At 60.8% G+C, this 18,279-nt stretch carries 14 protein-coding genes; all 14 read left to right on the forward strand.

Annotated features, from left to right (window positions below; translation table 11 throughout):
- Positions 1-13: 13 nt before the first annotated feature.
- Positions 14-1,570: a hydantoinase/oxoprolinase N-terminal domain-containing protein gene (locus tag DOU54_RS16425; RefSeq protein WP_113731696.1), complete on the forward strand. Its 1,557-nt coding sequence runs from the start codon at positions 14-16 to the stop codon at positions 1,568-1,570.
- Complete coding sequence (locus tag DOU54_RS16430) at positions 1,563-2,696, forward strand: S-methyl thiohydantoin desulfurase family protein (RefSeq protein ID WP_113731651.1); 1,134 nt, start codon at positions 1,563-1,565, stop codon at positions 2,694-2,696. Before DOU54_RS16425 ends, DOU54_RS16430 begins: the two co-directional genes overlap by 8 nt.
- Before the next feature lie 43 nt (positions 2,697-2,739).
- Complete coding sequence (locus tag DOU54_RS16435; protein WP_193603379.1) at positions 2,740-4,335, forward strand: ABC transporter substrate-binding protein; 1,596 nt, start codon at positions 2,740-2,742, stop codon at positions 4,333-4,335.
- A 117-nt stretch (positions 4,336-4,452) separates the two neighbouring features.
- On the forward strand, positions 4,453-5,529 hold the full coding sequence (locus DOU54_RS16440) for an S-methyl thiohydantoin desulfurase family protein (RefSeq protein ID WP_113731653.1): 1,077 nt from the start codon (positions 4,453-4,455) through the stop codon (positions 5,527-5,529).
- Positions 5,526-7,064 (forward strand): hydantoinase/oxoprolinase N-terminal domain-containing protein, encoded by a 1,539-nt coding sequence (locus tag DOU54_RS16445; RefSeq protein WP_113731654.1) that lies wholly within the window; start codon positions 5,526-5,528, stop codon positions 7,062-7,064. Before DOU54_RS16440 ends, DOU54_RS16445 begins: the two co-directional genes overlap by 4 nt.
- A gap of 44 nt (positions 7,065-7,108) precedes the next feature.
- Positions 7,109-8,053, forward strand: coding sequence for an isoaspartyl peptidase/L-asparaginase family protein (locus tag DOU54_RS16450; RefSeq protein WP_113731655.1), 945 nt, complete (start codon positions 7,109-7,111; stop codon positions 8,051-8,053).
- 105 nt (positions 8,054-8,158) lie between these two features.
- Complete coding sequence (locus DOU54_RS16455) at positions 8,159-9,064, forward strand: LysR family transcriptional regulator (protein ID WP_004438405.1); 906 nt, start codon at positions 8,159-8,161, stop codon at positions 9,062-9,064.
- A 178-nt stretch (positions 9,065-9,242) separates the two neighbouring features.
- Positions 9,243-10,187, forward strand: a complete 945-nt coding sequence (locus DOU54_RS16460; RefSeq protein ID WP_004438407.1) for an ABC transporter permease — start codon at positions 9,243-9,245, stop codon at positions 10,185-10,187.
- Positions 10,184-11,002, forward strand: coding sequence for an ABC transporter permease (locus tag DOU54_RS16465; protein ID WP_004438408.1), 819 nt, complete (start codon positions 10,184-10,186; stop codon positions 11,000-11,002). Before DOU54_RS16460 ends, DOU54_RS16465 begins: the two co-directional genes overlap by 4 nt.
- Positions 10,999-12,633, forward strand: a complete 1,635-nt coding sequence (locus DOU54_RS16470) for an ABC transporter ATP-binding protein (RefSeq protein WP_113731656.1) — start codon at positions 10,999-11,001, stop codon at positions 12,631-12,633. The genes DOU54_RS16465 and DOU54_RS16470 overlap by 4 nt, the downstream gene beginning before the upstream one ends.
- Positions 12,634-12,646: 13 nt before the next feature.
- Positions 12,647-13,489, forward strand: a complete 843-nt coding sequence (locus DOU54_RS16475; RefSeq protein WP_035208527.1) for a serine hydrolase — start codon at positions 12,647-12,649, stop codon at positions 13,487-13,489.
- Between the two features lie 29 nt (positions 13,490-13,518).
- Positions 13,519-15,063: an ABC transporter substrate-binding protein gene (locus tag DOU54_RS16480; RefSeq protein WP_193603380.1), complete on the forward strand. Its 1,545-nt coding sequence runs from the start codon at positions 13,519-13,521 to the stop codon at positions 15,061-15,063.
- Positions 15,064-15,190: 127 nt separating this feature from the next.
- On the forward strand, positions 15,191-16,633 hold the full coding sequence (locus DOU54_RS16485; protein ID WP_113731657.1) for a M20 family metallopeptidase: 1,443 nt from the start codon (positions 15,191-15,193) through the stop codon (positions 16,631-16,633).
- Positions 16,634-17,137: 504 nt separating this feature from the next.
- Positions 17,138-18,067: a sugar ABC transporter substrate-binding protein gene (locus DOU54_RS16495; protein WP_004438419.1), complete on the forward strand. Its 930-nt coding sequence runs from the start codon at positions 17,138-17,140 to the stop codon at positions 18,065-18,067.
- Positions 18,068-18,279: the final 212 nt, after the last annotated feature.

Here is an 18,279-nt window from a genome sequence, read left to right on the forward strand (position 1 = left end):
AGAGGAGCCTGACGTGTATCGCGTTGGAATTGACGTCGGCGGCACGAATACCGATGCCGTTGTGTTGCAGGATAAGACCGTTCTGGCGGGGGTGAAGGCCTCCACGACAGAGGATGTGACGTCAGGCGTCATCGAAGCCCTTGAAAAGGTCATCGAGGCATCGGGCATAGACAGGGCGCGCATCGGTGCCGTGATGATCGGCACCACGCATTTCACCAATGCGGTGATCGAGCGCCGGCATATGGACGAGGTTGCAGCCATCCGGCTCGGCCTGCCGTCCGGTGCCGGCCTGCCGCCCATGGTCGACTGGCCGGATGATCTCAAAGAAATCGTCGGCAACCACGGTTATCAGGTGCGCGGCGGTTATGAATTCGACGGCCGCGAAATTTCACCGCTCGATGAGGACGAAATCGTCCGCATCGCCGCCGATATTCGTGCCAAGGGCCTGAAGGCCGCCGCCGTGACCTGCGTTTTCAGCGGCATCAACGATGCGATGGAACTTCGGGCGAAGGAAATCCTGCAGGAACGCTGCCCCGGTCTGCCGGTGGTGATGTCCAAGGATATCGGCCGCCATGGCCTGCTTGCACGGGAAAGTGCGGCAATCATGAATGCCAGCCTGCTGTCGCTCGCCGACCGCACGGTTGCGGCTTTCGGCGAAGCGCTGAAGGCTGCGGGCATCGCCTGCCCTTTCTATATTACTCAGAACGACGGTACGCTGATGGCGGCTGATGTGGTGCGCGGTTTCCCCGTGCTCACCTTTGCCTCCGGTCCGACGAACTCCATGCGTGGTGCTGCCTTCCTCACCGGCCTCAAGGATGCCGTGGTCGTGGATGTCGGCGGCACCACGTCGGACGTCGGCTCGCTTTCACACGGCTTCCCGCGTCAGGCCTCGACCACGGTGGATATTGGCGGCGTGCGCACCAATTTCCGCATGCCTGACGTTTTCTCCATCGGTCTCGGCGGCGGTTCCCTCGTGGTCAATGGCGACCATGGCCTGACTGTCGGGCCGAAATCCGTTGGTTACCGCGTCCGCCGCGAGGCGCTCTGCTTCGGTGGCTCGACCCTGACGGCGACGGATATCGCGGTTGCCTCCGGCAAGGCGGATGTTGGCGAGAAAAAGCTGGTTTCCAGCCTCGACAAAAAGCTCGTGGATGCGGCCGTCAACAAGATCAACGACATGCTTGAAGCCTGCGTGGAGCGCAGCCGCATCTCATCGTCACCAGTGCCGGTTATCGCCGTTGGCGGCGGTTCCATCCTGATGCCGGACCGCATCGGTGATCTTGAGGTTATCCGGCCTGAGAATTTCGCGGTGGCCAATGCCGTTGGCGCGGCCATTGCGCAGATCAGCGGTGAGACCGACCGGGTCTTCTCACTCGTCGATGGACGCACGCGCGAGAGCGCACTGGCCGAGGCAGAAGCGGAGGCCCGCGAAAAGGCGGTTGCCGCCGGCGCGATTGCCGCGACGCTCGAAGTAATCGAGCGCGAGGATATGCCGCTGGCTTACCTGCCCGGCAACGCCACCCGCATTCATGTGAAAGTTGTTGGAGAAATGGGAGCCAATCATGGCTGAGACACGCAAGCTGAAATATGACGAGGCGGCATTGCGGACGCTGACGCGTGAAGATCTCGACGCACTGGAAATCGGCGCAGGCATTCTCGGCACGGGCGGCGGCGGCAATCCGTATCTCGGGAAGCTTCTGGCGCTGGAGGCCATGAAGGCCGGCTATGAGATGAAGATTCTCGCAACCGACGCGATCGAGCCGGACGCGCTCTGCATGTCCATCGGCGGTATCGGCGCGCCTGTCGTCGGCGTCGAGCGCATTCGAGAAGGTCGCGAAGGCCTGCGCTGCCTGCGCGCGATGGAAGAGCTGATCCGCACGCCCGTCGACGCGATCGTCTGCGAGGAAATCGGCGGTTCCAATTCCATGAACCCGCTGGTGACGGCGGCGCTCGGCGGCCTGCCGATCCTCGATTGCGATGGGATGGGTCGAGCATTCCCGGAAATGCAGATGACCACCTTCTCCATCTATGGCCATAGTTCCACGCCGTCGGTGATGTGCGATCTGCACGGTAATGCCGTCATCTTCAGCCACGCCGTTTCCGAGGTCTGGCACGAGCGCATGGCGCGCGCCTGCGTCGTCTCGCAGGGCGGCGGCGCGATGCTGGCGACCGCGCCGATGCAGGCGCACTACGTGCACCAGTATAGCATTCCGAAAACCTACACCAAGGCCATTGCCATCGGTGAGGCGGTGATCCGTGCCCGCAAGCAGCAGGAAGACCCTATTGCTGCAGTCTGCGCGCTCGAAGGCGGGCGGCGCATCTTCAACGGCAAGATCACCGATCTGAAGCGCCATCTTCGCGGCGGTTTCGCCGTCGGCGATCTTACGCTCTCCGGCTTCGACGATTGCGCCGGCCAGACGGCGGGCGTCGCCATCCAGAACGAATTCCTGCTGTTTTCCCGTGACGGCAAGGTGGAAGTGACGGTTCCCGATCTGATCGTCCTGCTCGATGTCGACACCGGTTATCCGATCACCACCGAAGTGCTGCGCTACGGCCAGCGCGTGGCCGTCATCGCCATTCCCTGTCACGACCTGCTGCGCAGCGCCCGCGCGCTTGAGGTCGTTGGCCCGGCGGCCTTCGGCTATCCGGACATTCCTTTCTCACCGCTGCCCGTTCCGGTCAGCAAGGCTGCCTAACCATAAGCGGGCCCGATGACCCGCAATAAAGAGGAGAACGATAATGAAAATGCCTGTAGTTTCTTCCCGTCTCGCCGCACTGGCGCTCGGCACGGCGCTCGCGTTGCCGGTCCTGTCTTCTGCGGCCCTTGCGGAAGACAAGGTGTCGGTCGCGGTCAACACCATGCAGATATTCAGCTCGCTCGACCCGGCGAAAGTGACTGACTACACCGGCTACATGGCCATCGTGAACATGTATGACGGACTTACCACGGTGAACGCCAAGGGCGAAATCGTGCCGCATCTGGCGAAATCCTGGGAGATTTCCGCGGACGGCCTGACCTACACCTTCCACCTGCGCGACGATGCGAAGTTCCAGGACGGTACGGCAGTGAAGGCGGCCGATCTTGCCTGGTCGATCCAGCGCCTGCTCGGCATCAACAAGGGCCCGTCGAACCTCATCGTCGGCGTGCTGAAGCCCGAAAACGTTACCGCGCCTGACGATGCCACGCTGGTCATGAAGATCGAACGCCAGTTCTCGCCCTTCATGGCGGCGACGCCGCTGATGATGGCAATGAACAAGACGCTGATCGAAGCCAATGCCAAGCCCGAAGACAAATGGGGTGAGGCTTATGTCGGCGAACATTCCGCCGGTTCCGGCCCCTACAAGTTGGTCAGCTACAACCGCTCGGCCGACATGGTCATCGCCCGTAACGCCGATTATTTCCTCGGCTGGACCAAGGGCAAGCCGATCGATGAGGTACGCTTCGTGCAGACCAGCGACGACGCCACCGTCAAGGCGTTGGCGGAAAAGGGCGAGCTCGGCCTTTCCTCGCACGGGCTCGGCAACGACACCTATGAATCCATCGGCCGGATGAAGGGTTACAAGCTGATCCAGACCCGCACCGCCGGCGGTTTCGTCATCAAGCTCAACACCAAGGTCTATCCGACCGACGACGTCCACGTTCGTCGCGCCATCGCCTATGCGACCGACTACAAGACGATCCAGGAAGTGATCTATCCGGGCTTCGATATGAAGGGACCGCTCTCTGACGCGTTCAAGGACGCGCATAATGGTGATATCCAGCCCGGTATCTACGATCTGGAAAAAGCCAAGGAAGAGCTGGCGAAGTCGAAATATGCCGGCCAGAAGATCACGCTCGTCAACAGCTATGTCGCGTCGCTCGCCTTTGAGGCGGAAGTGGCGCTGCTTCTGCAGTCGAGCCTCGAGCAGATCGGCATCACGCTCGATATCAAGCCTGAGCCGTGGAACCGTATCGTCGAGCTTTCTTCCAAGCCCGAAACAACGCCGGCATCGACGCAGGTGAACATCTCGCCGACCTATCCGTCGCCGGATTCGATGTTCTACAACCAGTATCATTCCAAGGCATCCGGCACCTGGATGTCGATGGAATGGCTGCAGAACGCGGAAATCGACGGCTTGATCGACAAGGTTCGCTCCACCACCGACGTCAACGAGCAGAACGCCACCTACAAGGAACTGCAGACGAAGATCGTCGATCTTCAGCCTGACGTCTGGGCGGTTGCGCCGAACCGCCGTTATGCGGCGAACAAGTGCCTTCAGGGTTACGAATTCATTCCCATGCAGAGCTGGGATCTGAACTTTTCAAACTTCCATTGGGACTGCAAAGCGGAGTGATCTTCACTTCATGAAAACCGGCCCCGCCACAAAGGCGGGGCCTGCCAGACTTGGAACTTCAAAGGGAAGGAGCATCGCCTGCGGCCGGAAAGGCTGCGGCATGCCCGAGGATGACGCATGATCCAGGAATTTTCCGAAGACGATATCGAACCTCTGGCCACCGGCGCCTGGATCCTGGGAACGGGTGGCGGCGGCAATCCCTATATCTCGACGCTCAATCTGCGGCGTCTCTATGCCGAGGGGCGACGGGTCAAGGTCATGGATCCCATGGCGCTTGCCGATGACGACATGGTCGCCGTCGTGTCCAAGATGGGTGCCCCGCTTGTCGGTCAGGAACGGCTGGGAGACCCCGTGCATCTTGCCCGCGCTGTCGAGGTCATGGAGGATTATCTCGGCAAGCCGTTCCGGGCGATCATGAGTGTGGAGATCGGCGGCTCCAACGCGCTCTCGTCTTTCCTCGCTGCCGCCGTCCTCGACCGGCCGGTCGTCAATGCCGACGCCATGGGACGTGCCTATCCGGAAGCGCAGATGACATCCTTCGCCATCGGCAACCTGCCGATGTTTCCGCTGTCGCTGGTCGATGTGCGCGACAATGAGGTGATCGTAACGCGGGCTGCCTCATGGAAATGGATGGAGCGTATCTCGCGTAAGGTCTGCACCGAAGTGGGCTCCACCGCCGCCACCTGCAAGGCGCCGCGCACCGGCAAGGAAGTGAAGGAGTGGGGTATTCATTACACCGTCACCAAGGCGACCGAACTCGGGCGCGCCGTGATGGAGGCGCGTGCGCGCCATGACGATCCCGTTCAGGCGGTTCTCGACCACGAAGGCGGCAAGCAGCTGTTTCGCGGCAAGGTGGTGGACGTGGCCCGCGAGACCACGGGTGGTTTCCTGCGCGGCAGCACCACCATTGAAGGCATTGATGCCGACCGTGGCTCGCGCATGGAGCTCGCATTCCAGAATGAGTGGGCCGTTGCCTTCCGCGATGGCCAGCCAGTCGCCATGACGCCGGACCTTCTTTGCCTTCTCGATACGGTTTCCGGCGGCGCCATCGGTACGGAATCGGTGCGTTACGGCCAGCGCGTGACGGTTGTCGCCCTGCCGGCACCCGAGCTTTTGAGGACGCCTGCCGGCATCGCCGCCGTCGGCCCGCGCGCCTTCGGTTATGACATTGACTTCAGATCGGTATTCCCATGAAACGCATCGGTATTGACGTTGGCGGCACCAATACGGATGCCGTTTTGATCGATGGAGACACCATTGTCGCTTCCATCAAGGTTCCGACCACGCAGGATGTCCTGTCGGGCGTAAAAGCAGCGCTCGCCCATGTGTCCGGCCATGTCGGCGCGACGGATCGACCGATCGACGCGGTGATGATCGGCACCACCCATTTCACCAATGCAGTGGTGGAGCGCGCCCGGCTGGAACGGGTTGCAGCCATCCGCATCGCTCTGCCGACCGGTTCTTCGCTGCCGCCCATGTGCGACTGGCCAAAAGATTTGTACGATGCTGTCGATCCGTTGATTTTCATGGTCCATGGTGGCCATGAATATGATGGCAGCCCGCTGGTGCCGATGATTCCCGATGAAATTCGGGAGGCGGCGATGAAAATCCGCGATGCGGGCATCACTTCCATCGCCATTTCGGCAACCTTCTCGCCGTTGACAACGGAATGCGAAGTGCGGGCGGCGGAAATCGTCCGTTCGGTCATTCCCGATGCACGCATCACGCTTTCCCATACGCTTGGCCGCATCGGGCTTCTGGAGCGGGAAAACGTCGCCCTGCTGAACGCGGCACTGCAAACCCTTGGCAGGACAACCGTTCAGGCATTTTCGGATGCGTTGCGCGAAGCAGGTGTGAAGGCGCCATTCTATCTGACCCAGAATGACGGCACGGTGGCGCTCGCGGATGTCGCCGCTGCCAACCCGGTGCACAGCTTCGCTTCCGGCCCGACGAACTCAATGCGGGGTGCTGCCTTCCTCACCGGGCTAACCGATGCCATGGTGGTGGATGTCGGCGGCACGACTTCCGATATTGGCTGCCTTGTCGGCGGTTTTCCGCGGGAAGCGAACAATATCGTCCATATTGGCGGGGTGCGCACGCTCTTCCGCATGCCCGATCTTCTGCCGATTGCGCTCGGCGGCGGCACGATCGTTGATCCTGAGACGGGCAAGATCGGTCCACGCTCGGTCGGTTATCGCATCCTGACGCAGGCCCGTGTTTTCGGCGGCGATACGCTCACGACCTCGGATATTGCCGTTGCCGCGGGGCTGATCGAGATGGGTGACCGCGACCGTGTCAAAGGCCTCGATCCGGCTTTCGTGCAGGCCACACTCCAACGCATCCGTGACATGGTGGCCGACAGTTTCGACCAGATGAAGACCTCGGCGGAAGATGTGCCGCTCGTTGCCGTCGGCGGCGGGGCGTTTTTGATTCCCGAGACGGTTCCGGGTGCGTCGGAAGTGCTGCGTGTGGAAAATGCCGGCGTTGCCAATGCGCTGGGCGCGGCGATGGCGCAGGTTTCCGGCGAGGTTGACCAGGTCTTTTCCGGCCTGAGCCGCGAGGAGGCCCTTGCGAAAGCAGAGACCGAGGCGCAGAACGCGGCGATTGCTTCTGGAGCGGATCGAGCGAGCCTGAAGACGCTTGAGGTGGAAGATATCCCGATTGCCTATCTGCCTGGCGGCGCGCGGCGGGTTCACGTGCGGGTCATCGGCGATATCGCCTTTCATTGATGGTAAGAGGCCCTGCGGTGAGCGGGGCGACGAGGGGAGAGAACATGACGAAGATCGCACTGGCCATTCACGGTGGTTGCGGCGTTATGCCGGAAGACAGCATGACTTCAGAGGAGTGGACCGCTGCGCGCGATGATCTGGCAGCGGCGCTGCGTGCCGGTTATGGCGTATTGAAGGCTGGCGGAACCGCGCTTGAGGCGGTCGAGGCGGCGGTCGTTGTCATGGAGGACAGCCCGCATTTTAACGCAGGGCATGGTGCCGCACTGAACGAGAACGGCATCCACGAACTCGATGCCTCGATCATGGATGGTGCCACATTGGCAGCGGGCGCGATCAGCGCGTCCCGCGCCATTCGCAATCCGGTGAAAGCCGCCCGCGCACTGATGGCGGATGATCGTGCCGTCTATCTGACGGGGGAGGCGGCCGACCGCTTTGCGGAGGAAAAGGGGCTCGCGACCGAGCCGCAATCCTATTTCACGACTCAAAAGCGCCGTGAAGCACTGGCGGCGATGAAGCGCCATGCCGCCGCTGGCACGGAAGCGACGGAAAACGAGAAACACGGAACCGTGGGTGCGGTGGCGCTCGATGGGGCGGGCCATCTTGCCGCGGCCACCTCGACAGGTGGCTACACCAACAAGCCCGATGGCCGGGTGGGTGACAGCCCAGTGATCGGGGCAGGCACCTATGCACGGGATGGGGCCTGCGCGGTTTCCGGCACCGGCAAGGGCGAATTTTTCATCCGCTACGTCGTTGGTCACGAGATCGCATCCCGCGTCGCCTATCTCGGGCAGGATCTGGAGACGGCTGCTGGCAATCTCGTCCATAAGGATCTGGCGCCCTACGATATTGGCGCGGGTCTTGTGGCTATCGATGCCGAAGGCGAGATTGCAGCGCCCTACAATACCCCCGGCATGTTCCGCGGTTGGGTTACCTCCACGGGTGATGCTTGCGTGGCCACCCATGACACCGTGTATTCGGTGGAACTGTAGGCAGTTGCCGCGTGCGAGATAAAAAAACCGGTGACATGAAGCGTTATCGGCGGCAAAACCTCAGAACCGAAACCGGCTTGTCTCTTCATCCATGGTGATGGCCTCATGAACATCAAGCAGCTCGAAGTTCTTCGCACGCTTCTTTCCACCGGCTCGACCATCGCCACGGCCAAGGCAATGGGGCTTAGCCAATCCGGCATCAGCCGGCTTCTGGCGCAGCTTGAGGCCGACCTGTCTCTGACGCTGTTTGCCCGCGACAAAGGGCGGCTCATTCCGACACCGGAGGCGGTGCTGCTTGCGCGGGATGCGGAAAACGTGCTGCTTGCGGTCGACCGCATGTCCGGTCATGCGGAAGATTTGCGGAATGGTGCGGCTGGTCCGGAAATCGTGCGCATCGGGCTGCCGAGCAGTATGTGGGAAAATTTCGCGCCCGCCATGCTGATCGACTATGTCCGGGATTTTCCCGGCGTTCGCATCGAGACTTTTTTCGAGACGACGACCGCCATCAACAAGCTTGTCGGCGAGCGGGTGATTGATCTCGGTTTCCTGCGGATGGAAGGTGAGATCGGGCCGGGCATCGACGTCGAGCGTGTCGCGACCGGCAAGAGTGTGTGCGTGGTCCGGGAGGATCATCCGCTGGCAGCGCTTGACGAAATTACCGTGAAGGACCTGCGCAACATTCCGCTCATCCTGATCGGCCGCCAGCGGCCAAATCGCATGGCGCTCGATCAGGTGTTCAAAAAGGCTGGCGTCAAACCGATGGTGAAGATCGAGACTCACACCAACAGTTCCGCCTGCGCCTATGTGGCGCACGGGTTGGGGGTAACGATCATCAGCAGTTTTTATGCCAACCTCTATCGGCACCTGCCCGTTGTCGCGCGGCCGTTCGTCCCGCAGGCGACGCAGGAGTTCGGTCTTGCCCGCGCCTCCGGGGCACCGCTCTCCATCGCTGCGCAGGCGCTGAGCGATGCCTTGAAGCGGGAAATCCAGCTCTCGCAAAAGATCGTCTGAAGCGGGATTTTGGGCGGAAGATATCCTTGTCCTCATCAGGATGACCGCGCCGTCATTCTGCATAGATGTATGACGTTTATGCATAATATTGCGCGATATTTCTCAATCCGTCATAGTCGCCAGCAATGAAACCGATAGAGGCGGGCTGTCATTACCTGCCATCAATCGTGGGGAACCGATGATAAGATTCATACTGAGCCGTCTTTTGATGGCGCTGCCGACGATCGCATTCGTGTCGATCACGGTGTTCGCGCTCATCCGCTTCATTCCCGGCGATCCGGCCGCCCTGATGCTGGGCGACATGGCGCAACCGGAACAGATCGAAGCCATGAGGACCGAGCTCGGCCTCGACAAGTCCATGCCGCAACAGTTCGTCATCTGGGCCGGCAATGTGGTGCAGGGCGATTTCGGTCGCTCCATCGTCAATGACGAGCCGGTGCTGCCGCTGGTCGTCTCGCGCTTTCTCGTCAGCGCCGAGATCGTCGTGGTCGCGGTGCTTCTCGCCAGCCTGATTGCGGTTCCGGCAGGCGTGATCGCCGCCTGGAAACAGAACAGCCTGACTGATCTCGCGCTGGTCGGAACGGCGACGCTGCTTCTGTCCATTCCCACGTTCTGGCTTGGCCTTCTGCTCCTTCTGTTTTTCGGCCTGAAACTCGGCTGGCTGCCGGTGCTCGGATATGTGTCGATCAGCGACAATCTCGTCGGCGGCATGCTTTATCTCGTCCTGCCCGTCATGACGCTGGTAATCCACGAAATGGGTGTTCTGATCCGCATGGCGCGCGCCTCGACGCTGGAGGTTCTGCGGCTGGATTACATCACCCACGCCCGCGCCAAGGGCCTTTCGGAAAGCGCCGTTCTCTGGCGGCACGCCTTCAAGAATGCCTTCGGTCCGACCTGGACAATGATCGGCCTCATCCTTGGCAATCTTCTCGGCGGCATCGCCGTCATCGAAACGGTGTTCACCATTCCGGGTCTCGGACGGTTGATGGTCGACAGTATTTTTGCCCGCGACTATCCGGTCATACAGGGCTGTCTGCTGTTCGTCTCGCTCTCCTATGTTCTGGTCAACCTGTTCGTCGACCTTCTCTATCCCCTCTTCGATCCGCGCGTGGTTGCCGAATGAAAAAGTTCACACTCAACGGGCTTATCGGCGGCTTTCTCATCGCCCTCCTGCTCATTACCGCCGCAACCGGCCTGTTCTGGACACCTTATGATCCAATGAAGCTCGGTTTCGCCTCGCGTCTGGCCAGTCCAAGCGCCAGCCATCTTCTCGGCACCGACGAATTCGGGCGCGATGTTTTGAGCCGCCTGATGGTCGGCGCACGTGCCAGCGTCTGGATCGGCTTCCTGACGGTCAGCTTCGCGACGATCTGCGGCACGCTGATCGGCCTTGTCAGCGGTTATGCGCGGGGCTGGGTGGATGGCGTCATCATGGCCATCAACAATGCGCTTCTCGCCTTTCCCGGCATTCTGCTGGCGCTGGGCCTGCTCGCGGTGTTCGGCGCAAACCAGTATGGCATCATCTTCGCTCTAGGTATCGCTTATACGCCATCCATGGCCCGCGTGGTGCGCGGTGCCGTGCTTTCTCTGCGTGAGCGTGAATTCATCGAGGCGTCGCTGGTGATGGGCAATGGTGAAATCTACACCATGTTCCGCCACATCCTGCCCAATTGCATCGCGCCGATCACGGTTCTTGCCACTTCCATGTTTGGCTGGGCCATTCTGTCGGAAAGCGCGCTCTCCTTCCTTGGCCTTGGTGTGCCGCCGCCGGCCCCCACCTGGGGCAACATGCTGGCCGCCGGCCGACCCTTCATCCAGCAGGCCGTGTGGCTGGGTCTTTTCCCCGGTCTCTGCATCGCGCTGACGCTGCTCGGCATCAATCTTTTGGGCGATGCCCTCCGCGACAGGCTTGACCCGCGCATGAGAGGTCTCAAATGACTGGTAATACACTTCTCACCGTCCGGGGCCTTTCGCTCGAAGTCGCCAGAACCGGCCATCGGGTGGTCAAGGATGTTTCCTTCGATATAGCCGCGGGCGAAATCTTCGGCATCGTCGGTGAAAGCGGTTCGGGTAAAACGCTCGCCACCCGCGCGCTCATCTCGCTTCTGCCACCGGCCATCGCTGTCACCGGCGGATCGATCGTCTACAAGGGGCAGGATGTGATGTCCCTGCCGGTGAAGGCGCTTCGAAATCTGCGCGGCGCGGAGATCGGCGTGGTGTTTCAGGAGCCGATGACCTCCCTCAATCCATCAATGACGATAGGCCGGCAGCTGGAAGAGGGGCTGATCCTTCACACGAAACTGTCGGGAGAAGACCGCCGCGCGAGAATTCTCGACATGCTGAGCCGGGTCGGCATCCGCGATCCCGAAGGCGCGTTGACGGCCTATCCGCATGAGTTTTCCGGCGGCATGCGCCAGCGCATCATGCTGGCCTCGGTCATGCTGTTGAAACCCGCATTGCTGATTGCCGACGAGCCGACGACGGCACTTGACGCTGTCATCCAGCGCGATGTCATGGAACTGATGGTGGAGCTGACACGTGCGGAAGGCACCGCCGTTTTGCTCATCAGCCATGATCTGCCGATGGTGGCGCGTTATACCAGCCGCATCGTGGTCATGGAAAAAGGCGCGATTGTCGAGCAGGGCCGTACCGAGGACCTGCTGGACGCGCCGCAGCACCCATATACCAAGAAGCTGCTTTCCTCTCTGCCGTTCCGTGGCGAGCCGCGCCGTATCGCCACCTCCAAGGCGCCGATGGTTTCGGCCCGCGATATCGTTGTGGATTATGCCGGTCGCAAATCCCTGCTGAAGAAAGCCAAGCCAAAGCGCGCGCTGCATGGCGTCAGCATCGATATTCATGAGGGAGAGGTCGTGGCGCTGGTTGGCGGCTCCGGTTCCGGCAAGACGACGCTCGGCCGCACCATCGCCGGTCTCGTCAAGGAAAGCGAAGGGCATATCCGCTTTCAGGGCCGCGAGCGCAACGAGGACTGGAAGGATTATCGCCTGAACTGCCAGATGGTGTTTCAGGATCCCTATTCCTCGCTTGATCCGCGCATGACCATTCAGGCGCTGGTGGAGGAGGCATTGCGCCTCGTGCCTGACCTCGATCAGGCCGCCAAGCGCAAGCGGGCGCTGGAAACACTGGAGGAAGTGGGGCTCGGCGCTGACTACGCCGCCCGTTATCCGCACGAACTCTCCGGCGGCCAGCGCCAGCGCGTGGCGATTGCCCGCGCCATTGCCCGCCGTCCGCGGTTCCTGATCGCCGACGAACCGGTCTCGGCACTCGACGTGACGGTGCGGGCGCAGGTGCTCGATCTCTTTTCCGAGTTGCAGAAACGTTACGGCTTTTCCTGCCTGTTCATCAGCCACGATCTCGGTGTGGTGGAGCAGGTGGCCGACCGTGTCGTCGTCATGCAGGACGGTCGCATCATCGAAGAGGGTGACCGCGACACGATTTTCGACAGTCCGAAGGAAGCCTATACGCGCCGGCTGCTCTCGGCCATTCCCGCCCTCGACCAGAATGAAAAGGGCGGCGTGACACTGAAATGGCGTCTGGAAGATGAAGTTTAACAGGAAGATGACAATGACAGTGGCTGCCCAATTAAATGCGATCTGTGATGCACAGCCTTTCGTGACGCGCTTCATGGTGCGCAATCTCCTGACCGGTGAAGAGATCGGCCGGGGAGAAAACGAGGAGACGCCATCGGGCAGCACCCGCAAGACGTCGATCATGATGGCAGTGCTCAAGGCCGCCAGCGAAGGGCGGATCGATCTCGACCAGCCCGTCATCTACGAAAAGCGGCTGGCGGAAGAGGTGGCGAGCGGCATGTTCCGCTACATGACCCCGGGCATCGTGATTTCGCTACGCGATGCCGTCGCCGGCATGATGGTGCTGAGCGATAATGTCTGCACCAAGATGGTGCTGGAGAGGCTGACGCTGGAAGAGGTGGACGGCTATTGCAAATCGCTCGGTATGTCCAACACCCATCATCGTTTTCTCATTCCGCCATTGGCACTGGCGGCGGACCATCCGCTTAAAACCGTCACCACAACGTCGGCGGCGGACCAGGTGTTGCTGTTGCAGACCATTCTCGATGCCCAGTCCTCGCGGCAAGCGCAGGCGAAGCTCGGATGCAGTCCGCAATTGTGCGAATGGGCGATGCAGACGCTGAAGAACCAGATTTTGCGTTATGGAATTCGCTCCCGCCTGCCGTTCGAGGCCGTGGTGGCGAGCAAGAGCGGTCGCGGCAAACGTGGTCGCATGGATGCGGGCATCGTCTACAGAAACGGCGCGCCGTCCTTCATCATCACCGCCTATACCGATGAGGTGCCGCAAACCATGCCTGACGGCACGCCGGGATACACCATCGCGCTCGAAACGATCGGCCGGCTGGCGCAGGCGTGCTGGGATGGCTTTCATCAATAACAATCAACGACAACAAAGAGGGTAGAACAGTGAAAAAACTTCTTCTCGCAGGCGTTGCCCTGCTCGTAACGGCCAACATAACCGCAGCGCGCGACATCACCATTGCGCAGAGCTCGGATCTGCGCAGCAACAACCCGGGGGTGAACCGCGATGGCAATACGGATGGGGTCATCCTGCATATCGTTGAGGGTCTCGTCGGCTATAACAATGCCGGTGAGGTGAAGCCGCTTCTCGCAGAAAGCGTCGAGGTTGCCCCTGATGGCCTGACCTATACGTTCAAGCTGCGCAAGGACGTGAAATTCCACAACGGCAAGCCGCTCACCGCAGAGGATGTCGTCTGGAACTGGACGCGTTACCTGAAGCCGGAAACCAAATGGGCCTGCCTCAACGATTTCGTCGAGGGCGGCGCAGCACACGTCACTGGCGTCAAGGCCACGGATGCTTCCACTGTCGAGATCACCCTGGAAAAACCATCCGGCGTTTTCCTGGGCCTCATGTCACGGCCGGAATGCGGTTATACGGGCATGATCTCACAGGAATCGGTTGCCTCCGATGGCAGTTTCGTCAAGCCGATCGGCACGGGGCCCTTTCAGTGGGACGAGTGGAAGAAGGGCGAGTATATCCGTCTCGCCAAGTTTGCCGACTACGTTTCGCCGGCAAATGACGGCAAGCCTGACGGCATGGTCGGCTCCAAGCGGCCGCTGGCCGATGGCGTCAAGTTCATGGTCATCCCTGATGCCTCGACCGTGAAGGCGGGTCTTGAATCCGGCGTGCTCGATACGGCCGAGATTTCCCCCGATCTCATTCCGGAGTTCAAGACCAACGAAAAGATGCAGCTCATTGTTTCCCGCAACAACGGCAAGAACCTGTTCTACATCCAGACCCGTGACAAGGTGCTGAGCAATCCCGGCGTGCGTCGCGCCATGGCGATGGCACTCGATCTTGATGAACTGGTTGCCGCCGCATCCAACGGCACGGGCGAGGCCAACGGTTCGATGGTTTCGCAGGATTCTGTCTATTATGGTGAGACCCAGAAGAAGCGTCCGGCCTATGACGTCGAGGCCGCCAAGAAGGAGCTTGAGGCGGCCGGTTACAAGGGCGAACCAATCTCGATCATCGCCAACAAGCGTGGCAACGTGCCGAGCTTCCCGGCCGCCGTCATGGCGCAGGCGATGATGCAGCAGGCGGGCCTCAACGTGCAGATCGAGGTGCTGGACTATGCCACCCAGGTGGATCGCCGCCGCTCCGGCAATTATCAGGTGATCTCGCAGTCGGTCGCTCCGCGCCTCGACCCGGCGCTGATGTATGCCTTTTATGTCGGCAACAAGGACAAGAACGCTTCCCTGATGTGGGATGATCCGAAGGCGATCGAGCTGATGAAGGCCGCCTATGTTGAGGCCGACCAGACGAAACGCCAGAAGATTTTCGATGAGTTCCATGAGCTGATGCTGAAGGAAATGCCGGGTATCTTCCTCTATGACATGGTCGATGTCTGGGGCGCGACGAAGAAGCTGAAGGGCCAGCCTGTCTGGCAGTCGAACGCTCGCCTCTGGGAGGTCTCGGTCGACAACTGACCCACCCTTGCCCGCGCCGGCGGCTGACCCTGGCGCGGGCTTTCCATTATTAAGCGCGGTAATTTGGCGGTGCCTCTGCCGAAGCGCCTGCGCGTGCCCGAAAAGGGCGGAAATGCGAGGAAAAGCCATGAACCGTGATGCCGTGATGTCGATTGCCGCCGAAATCGAGGCGATGAAGCCTGATTTCACCACTTTGAGCGACAGCATCTGGGATTTTGCCGAACTCAAATTTGAAGAACGGCAATCTGCCGGCGTTCTGGCCGCCGCGCTTGAGGAAAATGGGTTTGCGGTTCGGCGCGGTGTGGCGGGCATGGAAACCGCCTTCATCGGCGAATTTGGCAGGGGCAAGCCCGTTATCGCCTTCCTCGGTGAATTCGATGCGCTGGCCGGCATGAGCCAGGTGGCCGATGTGGCGAAGGTGCAGCCGCGAGAGGAGGGCGCCACCGGCCATGGCTGTGGCCATAATCTGCTCGGCGTCGGCTCATTGATGGCCGCTATTGCGCTCGCCCGGCATCTGAAGGCGAATAATATGCCCGGCACCGTCCGTTATTACGGCTGCCCCGGCGAGGAGGGCGGTTCCGGTAAGACCTTCATGGTGCGTGCCGGCCTGTTTGACGATGTTGATGCTGCGCTGACCTGGCACCCGGCACCGTTCAACGGGGTACGCTCGACCAATAATCTGGCCGTGCTGGAATATTTTTACCGTTTCAAGGGCGTTGCGGCCCACGCTTCCAATGCAGCCCATCTCGGCCGCTCGGCGCTCGATGCCGTCGAACTCATGAATGTCGGCGTCAATTTCCTGCGCGAACACATGCCGCAGGATTGCCGGGTACATTATGCAATCACTGACACTGGCGGCAAGGCGGCCAATGTGGTGCAGGCCAAGGCGGAAGTCCTTTATCTGATCCGCGCCCCGGAAATGCGTCAGGCGCTTGATCTCGCCGCGCGGGTCGACAAGGTGGCGCGCGGTGCGGCACTGATGACCGAGACCGAGGTGGAGATCGTCTTTGATACCGCCTCCACCAATCTCCTGCCCAACATCGCGCTGGAAACGGCGATGCATGAAAACATGGTGGCGCTTGGCCCCGTCGCTTTCGACGAAGCGGATATCGCTTTTGCCAAACGCATCCAGGATACTTTTACTGACGAGGCGATCAAAAGCAGCATCCGGCTCTACCAGATAAAGGGTGATGTCTTTTCCAACCGTAAGATCGACGGCTCGACGCCCCTGCATCTCGGCCTGCGGGATTTCGAGGGGCATTCGCATTTTCGGGCCGGCTCCACCGATGTCGGTGACGTCAGCTGGGTGACACCGACGGCACAATGCTGGACACCCGCCTGGGCGATCGGGACCAATCCGCATACCTGGCAGGTGGTGGCACAAGGCAAAACTCCTGCCGCCCACAAGGCCATGGTGCATGCCGCCAAAACGCTTGCAGCGACAGGTCTTTCACTGATGACATCGCCGGAACTGCTCGCCAGCGCCAGGAAGGAATGGCAGGAAAAGACGGAAGGCAGCAAATATGTCTGCCCGATTCCCGCCGATGTCATGCCGGGCTCCCACCGGTAAGGCGCTACGCACCTCCTTTTGTCGCCGTCCCCGTGCCGCCATATTTCCACAGGCGGCACGGGAGATCCCCTGACTGTTTCGAGCGGAAGAAAAGCTGATGCGCGGCCGGCCTTCTCCAAGGAGAGTCGGTGGATGCCGGTTTGGAATAAATCTTCCATCCCGGCCGAGTTCTCCCGATTTCGAGCCGTAAACCATAATTTCAACGGCTTATGGACCCGGCCTTCCGGTTGGGAACGAGGCCGAGCGAGCCTCTGCATCTTCCACGGCTATGCGATCCGGAAGGCGCTTTCTCCGCAATTTCCCATCATCACAGCCTTGTGCACCACGCCGCTGCGGGGCTGCGAAGAAAACATTGACGTTCGAACCAAAAATGGAATAAATATATCGAACAGGCAGAAAATCGGTTTCATTATTCCGTTTTCTGATGTGAGGAGGTTGCGGCGGGCTTTCGGGTTCGCCTCCGGCTGGGAGAGGCGGCGCCGGACGCCACGGAGGAGAAAAACAATGAAGAAATTTATCATCGGCGCAGCTATGTCTGTGCTTCTCGGCACGGCGGCCCATGCGGAGACCGTAGGTGTCTCGATGGCGCTGTTTGACGACAACTTCCTGACCGTGCTGCGCAATGGCATGCAGGATTATTCCAAGGAGCTGAAGGGCGTCACCCTGCAGGTCGAGGATGCGCAGAACGACGTCGCCAAGCAGCAGAGCCAGATCCAGAACTTCATCGCTTCCAAGGTCGACGCGATCATCGTCAACCCTGTGGACACGGATGCGACAGCGGCCATGTCCAAGCTCGCAGCCGACGCCAAGATTCCGCTCGTTTACGTCAACCGCCAGCCGGTGAACGTCGACAGCCTGCCGGACGGACAGGCGTTTGTCGCCTCCGACGAAACGGTGGCTGGTACGCTTGAGGCGAAAGAGGTTTGCCGCCTCCTCGGTGGCAAGGGCAATGCCGTCATCATGATGGGCGAGCTCTCGAACCAGGCGGCGCGCATGCGCACGCAGTCTGCGAAGGATGTCTTGAAGACCGACGAATGCAAAGGCATTTCCGTGGTTGAAGAGCAGACCGCCAACTGGCAGCGCACGCAGGGTTCCGACCTCGTGACCAACTGGCTGTCGAGCGGCATCGAGTTCAACGCCGTCATCGCCAATAACGACGAAATGGCGATCGGCGCGATTCAGTCTCTGAAGGCTGCTGGCAAGGACATGAAGGATTATGTCGTCGCCGGTGTAGACGCCACGCAGGATGCTCTCGCCGCCATGCAGGCGGGCGATCTCGACGCCACGGTCTTCCAGGATGCGGCAGGCCAGGGCAAGGGCGCACTTGATGCCGCGCTGAAGCTCGTCAAGGGCGAGAAGGTCGAGAAGAAGGTTTACATCCCCTTCCAGCTCGTCACGCCTGAAAACGTCAAGGACTACGTGGCCAAGAACTAATGGCCGCCTTCCGGCATCTGCGCCCGTTCAGATTGATATTGGAGGCAGATGCCGGTTCCCGACGGCGCCGAACAAGCTTCGGCGCATGAGCGGATCGTGATTGAATTCCAGTGAATTCAAAGTGTTGCAGCGCCCTGCATGTTGTGGTCGACATGGCGCTGTAAGCCTCCCCGGAGGCAAGGTGCGCCATTGGGCGAAGCCTGTTTCCGGTC

It is taken from the genome of Agrobacterium sp. MS2, assembly GCF_003261015.1.
Lineage (GTDB): Bacteria > Pseudomonadota > Alphaproteobacteria > Rhizobiales > Rhizobiaceae > Agrobacterium > Agrobacterium pusense.

What these genes read in the sequence shown, in the direction of transcription:
- DOU54_RS16430 (WP_113731651.1), top strand. Translation starts at nt 1,563, where the DNA reads ATGGCTGAGACACGCAAGCTGAAATATGACGAGGCGGCATTGCGGACG.
- DOU54_RS16435 (WP_193603379.1), top strand. Translation starts at nt 2,740, where the DNA reads ATGAAAATGCCTGTAGTTTCTTCCCGTCTCGCCGCACTGGCGCTCGGC.
- DOU54_RS16440 (WP_113731653.1), top strand. Translation starts at nt 4,453, where the DNA reads ATGATCCAGGAATTTTCCGAAGACGATATCGAACCTCTGGCCACCGGC.
- DOU54_RS16445 (WP_113731654.1), top strand. Translation starts at nt 5,526, where the DNA reads ATGAAACGCATCGGTATTGACGTTGGCGGCACCAATACGGATGCCGTT.
- DOU54_RS16450 (WP_113731655.1), top strand. Translation starts at nt 7,109, where the DNA reads ATGACGAAGATCGCACTGGCCATTCACGGTGGTTGCGGCGTTATGCCG.
- DOU54_RS16455 (WP_004438405.1), top strand. Translation starts at nt 8,159, where the DNA reads ATGAACATCAAGCAGCTCGAAGTTCTTCGCACGCTTCTTTCCACCGGC.
- DOU54_RS16460 (WP_004438407.1), top strand. Translation starts at nt 9,243, where the DNA reads ATGATAAGATTCATACTGAGCCGTCTTTTGATGGCGCTGCCGACGATC.
- DOU54_RS16465 (WP_004438408.1), top strand. Translation starts at nt 10,184, where the DNA reads ATGAAAAAGTTCACACTCAACGGGCTTATCGGCGGCTTTCTCATCGCC.
- DOU54_RS16470 (WP_113731656.1), top strand. Translation starts at nt 10,999, where the DNA reads ATGACTGGTAATACACTTCTCACCGTCCGGGGCCTTTCGCTCGAAGTC.
- DOU54_RS16475 (WP_035208527.1), top strand. Translation starts at nt 12,647, where the DNA reads ATGACAGTGGCTGCCCAATTAAATGCGATCTGTGATGCACAGCCTTTC.
- DOU54_RS16485 (WP_113731657.1), top strand. Translation starts at nt 15,191, where the DNA reads ATGAACCGTGATGCCGTGATGTCGATTGCCGCCGAAATCGAGGCGATG.
- DOU54_RS16495 (WP_004438419.1), top strand. Translation starts at nt 17,138, where the DNA reads ATGAAGAAATTTATCATCGGCGCAGCTATGTCTGTGCTTCTCGGCACG.